Genomic DNA, 7,755 nt, shown 5'->3' with positions numbered 1-7,755 from the left:
GCAGCCAGGCAGCTTCCCCGCGACCGCCCCCAATCCAGCTATTACCTCGCGCGAGACCTTAGCTGGCTCCATAGGTCGTAGCCCGCAAGGAGGACGCCGATGCCGACCGCAACGCCTAGATCGGGATGCGGGACGAACCGGATTACGATGCCGAAAAACGCCAGAAAGACAACAAACGCCAAGACGGCCAGGAAGCGGCTCAAGTTCATCTATTGTGCTCCACTCGCCGCGGCATCCCCGTCTCAGCCTCCGTAGATCAGGTTGGGCAGCCCGTACACGATCTGCGGGAAAATGTAGATGATGACCATGCACAGGATAACGATCAGCATGTAGGGCATCATTCCGCGGAAAATATCCGAAAGCTGAACATGCGGCGGCGAAATGCCCTTGAGGTAGTAGGCCGACATCGCCATGGGCGGCGACAGAAAGGCCGTCTGAAGGTTGACCGCGACGAGCACGCCGAAAAACAGCGGATCGATCTCGAAATGCGCCAACAGCGGCAGGAAGATCGGAATGAAGATAACGATAATCTCGGTCCATTCCAGCGGCCAGCCCAGGATGAAGATGATGATCTGGGCGACGATCAGAAACATCAGCGGCGACATGTCGAGGCCGGTGACGAAATCGCTGATCAGTTGCTGGCCTCCCAGATAGGCAAAGACCGAGGCGAAGGTGGCGGAGCCGACGAACAGCCAGCACACCATCGCGGTCGTGCGCGCCGTCAGATAGACCGACTCCTTCAGGCGTTGCCACGTCAGGGCGCGGTAGGCGGCGGCCAGCACCACGCCGCCGAGCGCGCCGATAGCGGCAGCCTCCGAAGGCGTGGCGAGGCCGAAGAGAATAGCGCCGAGCACCGCGAGGATCAGGACAGCCAGAGGGACGAAGGAAGTCAGCAGCATCCAGCTGATTTGCAGGACCGAATAGTGGCCTACCTCGTCTCGGGTCGGCTTTGGCGCCACCTGCGGCTGCAGCACCGCCTTCGCCACCACATAGATCAGATAGAGGCCGGCAAGCAGCAGTCCTGGAAGCAGGGCTGCCGCATACATACGAACCACCGACACACCCGCCGTCGCGCCATAGACGATGAGCAGAATGGATGGCGGAATGAGGATACCGAGGGTTCCGCCCGCGCAGATCACTCCCGAGGCATATCTGATGTCGTAACGCGCCTTCAGCATGGCGGGAAACGCCAGCAGGCCCATGAGTGTCACGACCGCGCCGACGATGCCTGTGGCCGTTGCGAAAAGGGTGCAGGTGATAAGGGCGGCGACCGCCATGGAGCCGGGAATGTGCCGGGTGGCGATATAGAGAGTGCCGAAAAGGCGCTCGATGATATTGGCCCGTTCGACGATGTAGCCCATGAACAGGAACAGCGGGATAGCGGTCAGCACATCGTTCGAGATTACTGAATAAGTCTGATTCACGAACAGATCGAAAATGCGGTTGTTGAAGAAGCCGCCGATCCAATGTTCCGTAAGCGTCCAGCCGTCGGCACCATCCTCAACCGCCCGTTCGTAGGCGCGCCACATGCGTCCCGGATTTAAATAAGCGTAGTAGCCAAAGGCGACCCCGAGCGCCATCAACGTGAACGCAACCGGGAAGCCAAGGAAGATCGCCAGAAGTAGAATGAGCAGCATCGCAACGGCGACCTGAGGATCGCTCATCTGTCTTCTCCGTCGCGTTCGGGGCGATTGTCGGGGTGAAGGAATGGGAGGTCGACTGCTTCCGAACCGTGATGCAGAACATCGAGCGTCTTGGCTTCCATCAGCACCTTCTCGGTCTCTTCCACGTCTTCAGCTGCGCGCGGCCATGTTCCGGTTCGCAGACAGACGACGCAGCGGAACACCTGAGCAATCCCCTGAACGAAGAGCAGGATGCCTGCCGCCACGATGACGGCCTTGAACTGGAAGATCGGAATCCCGGCCGGACTGTTCGAGCTTACCTCGAGATAGCGGAGGCTGCGTGCGGCATACTTCCATCCGGCCAGAACCAACGCCGTCACGCCTGGGAAGAAGAAGATGAAGTACAGGACAAGTTCGACCGCCGCTTGCACGCGCGGCCTCCACAGACGGTAGACGAAATCGCCGCGCACATGCCCGTCTCGCGACAAGGTGTAAGCGCCAGCCATCATGAACATGGTGCCGTAGAGCATGTAGCTGAGGTCGAATGCCCACGCGGTCGGCGCACTGAACAGGTATCGCACGACAACTTCATAGCTCACGCCGAGCGTCATGATGACGACGCTCCACGCGAATACCTTTCCAAACCATGCCGAAAGTTCATCGGCGAATGCGATGTAGCGGAGCATGTCTCGGGTTCCGTCAGATACATCCGGCTGTCGGGAAGACCGCCGGATTTGCCCAAGCGGAGGCGCGAATTAGACCTTCAGCTTGCCTGGGAAGTAATGTTCGTATGCCAGTGTCAGGTCGGCTGAATTCATAAGCTCGTAGTAGACAACGCGTTCGACCCATTGGCGCTGGCTATCGAGCACCCGCTTCATGAACTCGTCCGCCTCCAGCGTCGGGATGATCTTGTCCCAAGCCTGGAGTTGTGCGTCGAGAATCTCCTTGGAGGTGCGGTGCACGGTGACGCCGTGCTCGGTCTGCAGTTTCTGCAGGTCGGCCGAATAGTTGTCGAGGGCGACTGCGGTGGTCGCGGTGCTGGCCGCCTCCACGCCATATTCGAGAATGGCCTTCAAATCGTCGTCGAGGTCGTCGAATACGTCCTTGTTGAACAGGAATTCGAACGACTCGCTCGCCTGATGGTAGGACGACAAGATGTAGTTCTTGGCGACGTCCTGCGAACCGAAGCGAAGGTCGGATGACGGATTGTTGAATTCGAAGGCGTCGATAACCCCGCGCTCCATGGCCGGCACGATTTCACCGCCGGGCAGCTGCGCCACGCTGAGGCCAAGGTTCTGCATGAGATCGGCGGCAAGACCCACCGTCCGATACTTGAATCCCTGCAGTTCGGCGGTGGTCGTGACAGGATTCTTGAACCAGCCGAACGGCTGCGCCGGCATCGGGAAGCCATAGAAGCCGACCACGTTGAGGCCCATGATGTCCTGCGTCAGCTCGCGGTAGAGATCCTTGCCGCCGCCCTGGTGGAACCAGGCGAGCATGGTGGTGGCGCTGCCGCCAAACACAGGGCCAGTTCCGAAAAGCGACGCGGCCTTGTGCTTGCCGTACCAGTAGACGGGGACGGTATGCGCCGCGTCGATGACGCCGTCATTGACGCCATCCAGCACCTGGAACGCGCCCACGACCGCACCCGCGGGCAGGAGCTCGAACTTCAGCCGGCCGCCCGACATCTTTTCGACGCGCTCTATGTATAGCCGCGCGAAATCCATCCAGATGTCCGACGCAGGCCAGGAGGTCTGCATCTTGATGGTCACCGGCGCCTGCGCCAGTACCGCCGGGGCCGAGAGCGTCGTCGCTGCAGCCGCACCGGCGGTGATGGCGGTGGACTTTTCCAGGAACCCGCGACGCGAGATTTTCTTGTCGGACATTTACTCCTCCCACTGTTGTAAACTCTTCTGCCACAACCAGAATATGCAAACTCGGCCTCCACGCAACCAATTTCGCTGCCGGTGACATCGGACCTCGGGCATCTGGTCCGGCACAAGCGCCACTGTGTTTCCGCATCCGACTTTAGTAGTCGGCGCGTATCCTCCATCTCGTTCCCATAACGAATGTAGGACTGCTGCGCAGGCTGCCAAGGCGGTCGTAACGATCTCCAGTGTTGACCGTCCGCGAAAGGACCCTGTTTATGGAAGCATGGGCCCCTTGCTCGCAGCTTGGAAACGAGATTGAGGTCAATCGGACCCTCTGATCCTCTACCTCACGCCGCCAGCATCGCCTGATCCAGCCCGCGGATAATCTTGACCAGTTCGAGACATTCGTCGTGCCGGACCTTGTTGCGCCGCCAGGCGAGGCAGATCGTGCGCTGCGGCATCGGTTCCTGGAACGGCACGATCTTCAAATCGCGCATGGCGCTGGCCGGCCCTGCGGCCATTTCCGGGATCAGTGTGACGCCGAGCCCGTGCGCCACCATCTGCAGCAGCGTCGTCAGGCTGGTTGCGCCATAGCTCGCCATTGCCACCGGCCGCACGCTGCCGCAGACGGCAAGCGCCTGTTCGCGCAGGCAGTGGCCTTCCTCCAGCAGCATCAGCTTTTCCAAGGCCGGGCTTTCCGGCGGCACCGGCGGCGAGGCGAAGGCGGGGTCGCCGGCCGGCACGGCAAGGAAGAACCGGTCGGAGAAAAGCGGCTCGGTGATCAGCCCAGGCTGATCGAGGGGAAGCGCCGCAATGAAGGCGTCGAGCTTTCCCAGGGCGGTGTCCTCGACCAGCGACGCGGTCATCGCTTCGCGCAATTCGAGCTGCAAGGCCGGAAAATGCCGTTTCAGCTCCGGCAACACATGCGGCAGGAGATAGGGCGCCACTGTCGGGATGATGCCGAGCCGGAAGCGCCCTTCCATGGCGGGGCGGCCGCGCCGGGCCGTGGTCTCGATCTCGCGGATGTCGGCAAGAATGCGCTCGATCCGCGGCAGCATGGCCAGTGCCTCGTCGGTCATCCGCACCGATTTGCCGCCGCGCTCGAACAACCGGCAGTTGAGCCGCAGTTCCATCTCGGCGATCTGCGACGACAGCGCCGGCTGGCTGACCCCGGCCAGCTTCGCCGCGCGGCCGAAATGCAGCGTCTGTGCCAGCGCCTCGAAATATTGCATCTGCCGGACGGTGAGGCCTATCATAAGGAAAGCCTATCGCAACAAACATTAAAGGCAATTTGTTTTTATCGGCAATGCGGCCTAGTCTGGAACCATTCCAGAATGGCGTGGCTCAAGTCCCGCCCGGAAAATCAACAAAAATCAACGAATCGGAGAGAACGATGGACGCAAAGACCGATGACAACAGCGCCGGCAAATGCCCGGTCGCGCATGGGGCGGCCGGCAGGACCAACCGTGACTGGTGGCCAAACCAGCTTGACCTTGCCGTTCTCCACCAGCAGTCGAGCCTCTCGGACCCGATGGGCGAGGACTTCGACTACGCCAAGGAGTTCAACAGCCTCGATCTCGATGCGGTCATCAAGGACCTGCACCAGGTGATGACCGATTCGCAGGATTGGTGGCCGGCCGATTTCGGCCATTACGGCCCGCTCTTCATCCGCATGGCCTGGCACAGCGCCGGCACTTATCGCATAGGCGACGGCCGTGGCGGCGCCGGCGCCGGCCAGCAGCGTTTCGCGCCGCTCAACAGCTGGCCGGACAACGCCAATCTCGACAAGGCACGGCGGCTCTTGTGGCCGGTCAAGCAGAAATACGGCAGGAAAATTTCCTGGGCCGACCTGTTGATCCTCACCGGCAATGTCGCGCTGGAATCGATGGGCTTCAAGACGTTCGGCTTTGCCGGCGGCCGCGCCGACGTCTGGGAGCCCGAGCAGGATGTGGACTGGGGTTCCGAGACCAAGTGGCTCGGCGACGAGCGCTATTCCGGCGACCGCGAACTTCGGGGCCATCTCGGCGCCGTGCAGATGGGGCTGATCTACGTCAACCCGGAAGGGCCGAATGGCAAGCCCGATCCACTAGCCTCGGCACGCGACATCCGTGAAACCTTCGCACGCATGGCCATGAACGACGAGGAAACCGTGGCGCTGATCGCCGGCGGCCACACGTTCGGCAAGACCCATGGCGCCGGAGATGCCGCTCTGGTCGGGGCGGAGCCGGAAGGCGCCGGCATCGAGGCGCAGGGCCTCGGCTGGTCGAGCAAGCATGCCACCGGCATCGCCGGTGACGCCATCACCTCGGGGCTCGAGGTCACTTGGACCACGACGCCGACCAAGTGGAGCAACAACTTCTTCGATAATCTGTTCAACTACGAATGGGAACTGACGAAGAGCCCGGCGGGCGCCCATCAGTGGACGCCGAAGGGCGGCGCCGGCGCGGCCACGGTGCCGGACGCGCATAATCCGTCAAAGCGTCACGCGCCAGCCATGTTGACCACCGACCTCGCTTTGCGCTTCGATCCCGCCTACGAGAAGATCTCGCGGCGTTTCCACCAGAATCCGGATCAGTTCGCCGACGCCTTCGCCCGCGCCTGGTTCAAGCTGACCCACCGCGACATGGGCCCGGTTGTCCGCTATCTCGGCCCGCTGGTGCCGAAGGAAGAGCTGATCTGGCAGGATCCTGTCCCGGCGGTCGACCACGAGCTGGTCGGCGAGCAGGATATTGCGTCGCTGAAGGCGAAGATCCTGGCGTCGGGCCTGTCGGTTTCCGAACTGGTTTCGACCGCCTGGGCGTCGGCCTCGACGTTCCGCGGCTCCGACAAGCGCGGCGGCGCCAACGGCGCACGCATCCGCCTTGGGCCGCAGAAGGACTGGGACGTCAACCAGCCGGCCGAACTGTCGAAGGTGCTTTCGAAGCTCGAAGGCATCCAGAACGAGTTCAATGCCGCGCAGACGGGTGACAAGAAGGTCTCGCTTGCCGACCTGATCGTGCTCGGCGGCGTCGCCGCGGTCGAGAAGGCCGCCAAGGACGGTGGCCAAGACGTCAAGGTGCCGTTCACGCCGGGTCGCATGGACGCCTCGCAGGAGCAGACGGACGTCCAGTCCTTTGCCGCGCTTGAGCCGACCGCTGATGGCTTCCGCAATTATGTCCGCGGCAAGCAGCCGATGTCGATCGAAGCACTGCTGGTCGACCGGGCGCAGTTGCTGACGCTGACGGCGCCGGAGATGACGGTGCTCGTCGGCGGCCTGCGGGTGCTCGGCGCCAACGCCGGCAAGTCGAAGCATGGAGTGTTCACCGACAGGCCGGGCACGCTGACCAACGACTTCTTCGTCAACCTGCTCAGCATGAACACGATCTGGGATCCGGCCGCAGGCTCCGAGGAGGTGTACGAAGCCCGCGACCGCAAGACCAGGGAGGTCAAATGGACCGGCACCCGTGCCGACCTGATCTTTGGCTCGCACGCGCAGCTGCGAGCACTTGCCGAAGTCTATGGGTCAGCGGATGCCGGACAGAAATTCGTCAGGGATTTCGTCGCGGCCTGGACCAAGGTGATGAACGCCGATCGCTTCGAACTCGCCTGATCGGCGCCAAAGTCCGGAGCGGGATAGCTTCCCGCCTGCGGTAAGTTTCTCGAGTCTCAACAAGAAAGGCGCGGGCCTGGCCCGCGCCTTTCTTGATTCAGCCCTTCGACTGTCAATCCTTCTCGAAGATGCGCGTCTTGGCAACCACGCCGGCGATGGCGCCGCCGATTAGCGGTGCGACGATGAACAGCCAGAGCTGGCCGATCGCGGCACTGTCCGAAAACAGCGCCGGGCCGATCGAGCGGGCCGGGTTGAGCGATGTGCCGGTCACCGGAATGATGGCGAAATGCAGTCCCGCCAGCGTCAGGCCGATGACAAGGCCGGCAAAGGCCGTCATGTGGCTGCCGCTTGTGACGCCAAGGATCACCGTGACGAAGGTGAAGGTTCCGATCAGCTCCCACAGGAACGCCGAGCTGGCGCCCCATTTCGTCGTGTCCCAGCCATTGGCGCCGAAGCCGCCGCTATGGCCGCCGACCTGTCCGGAGACGATGATCCACAGCGCCAGCGACGCAATGATGGCGCCGATGATCTGTGCGATCCAATAGGGGATGACGTCCTTGGCCTGCATTCGGCCGGCAAGGAACACGCCGAGCGTCACCGCCGGGTTGAGATGCGCGCCCGAGATCGGGCCGATCGCATAGGCCGCCGCAATCAGGCCGATGCCGAATGCAAG

6 protein-coding genes are annotated in these 7,755 nt (G+C 62.4%); 1 reads left to right on the top strand and 5 read right to left on the bottom strand.

The window, feature by feature from the left end; all coding sequences use genetic code 11:
• Nucleotides 1-242 precede the first annotated feature (242 nt).
• The 4 genes from EOA85_RS21480 to EOA85_RS21465 form a co-directional block, all read right to left on the bottom strand.
• Complete coding sequence (locus EOA85_RS21480) at nt 243-1,664, bottom strand: TRAP transporter large permease subunit (protein WP_127211085.1); 1,422 nt, start codon at nt 1,662-1,664, stop codon at nt 243-245.
• Nucleotides 1,661-2,308: a TRAP transporter small permease subunit gene (locus tag EOA85_RS21475; RefSeq protein ID WP_127211084.1), complete on the bottom strand. Its 648-nt coding sequence runs from the start codon at nt 2,306-2,308 to the stop codon at nt 1,661-1,663. Before EOA85_RS21475 ends, EOA85_RS21480 begins: the two co-directional genes overlap by 4 nt.
• A 69-nt stretch (nt 2,309-2,377) precedes the next feature.
• Nucleotides 2,378-3,508, bottom strand: a complete 1,131-nt coding sequence (locus tag EOA85_RS21470; protein ID WP_065010811.1) for a TRAP transporter substrate-binding protein — start codon at nt 3,506-3,508, stop codon at nt 2,378-2,380.
• Nucleotides 3,509-3,840: 332 nt separating this feature from the next.
• On the bottom strand, nt 3,841-4,749 hold the full coding sequence (locus tag EOA85_RS21465; RefSeq protein ID WP_127211083.1) for a hydrogen peroxide-inducible genes activator: 909 nt from the start codon (nt 4,747-4,749) through the stop codon (nt 3,841-3,843).
• A gap of 137 nt (nt 4,750-4,886) precedes the next feature.
• On the opposite strand from EOA85_RS21465, the gene katG reads away from it, so the two are divergent.
• Nucleotides 4,887-7,082 carry a catalase/peroxidase HPI gene (gene katG, locus EOA85_RS21460; protein ID WP_127211082.1) on the top strand — a complete coding sequence of 732 codons (2,196 nt, stop codon included), beginning with the start codon at nt 4,887-4,889 and terminating at the stop codon, nt 7,080-7,082.
• Between the two features lie 112 nt (nt 7,083-7,194).
• On the opposite strand, the gene EOA85_RS21455 is transcribed toward katG, so the two are convergent.
• A partial coding sequence (locus tag EOA85_RS21455; protein ID WP_127211081.1) for an aquaporin occupies nt 7,195-7,755 on the bottom strand: 561 nt, incomplete at its 5' end.

It is taken from the genome of Mesorhizobium sp. M5C.F.Ca.IN.020.29.1.1 (assembly GCF_003997375.1).
Classification (GTDB): domain Bacteria; phylum Pseudomonadota; class Alphaproteobacteria; order Rhizobiales; family Rhizobiaceae; genus Mesorhizobium; species Mesorhizobium wenxiniae.
The sequence above is the reverse complement of the archived record's forward strand: the minus strand, read 5'-3'. Positions and strand labels throughout refer to the sequence as shown.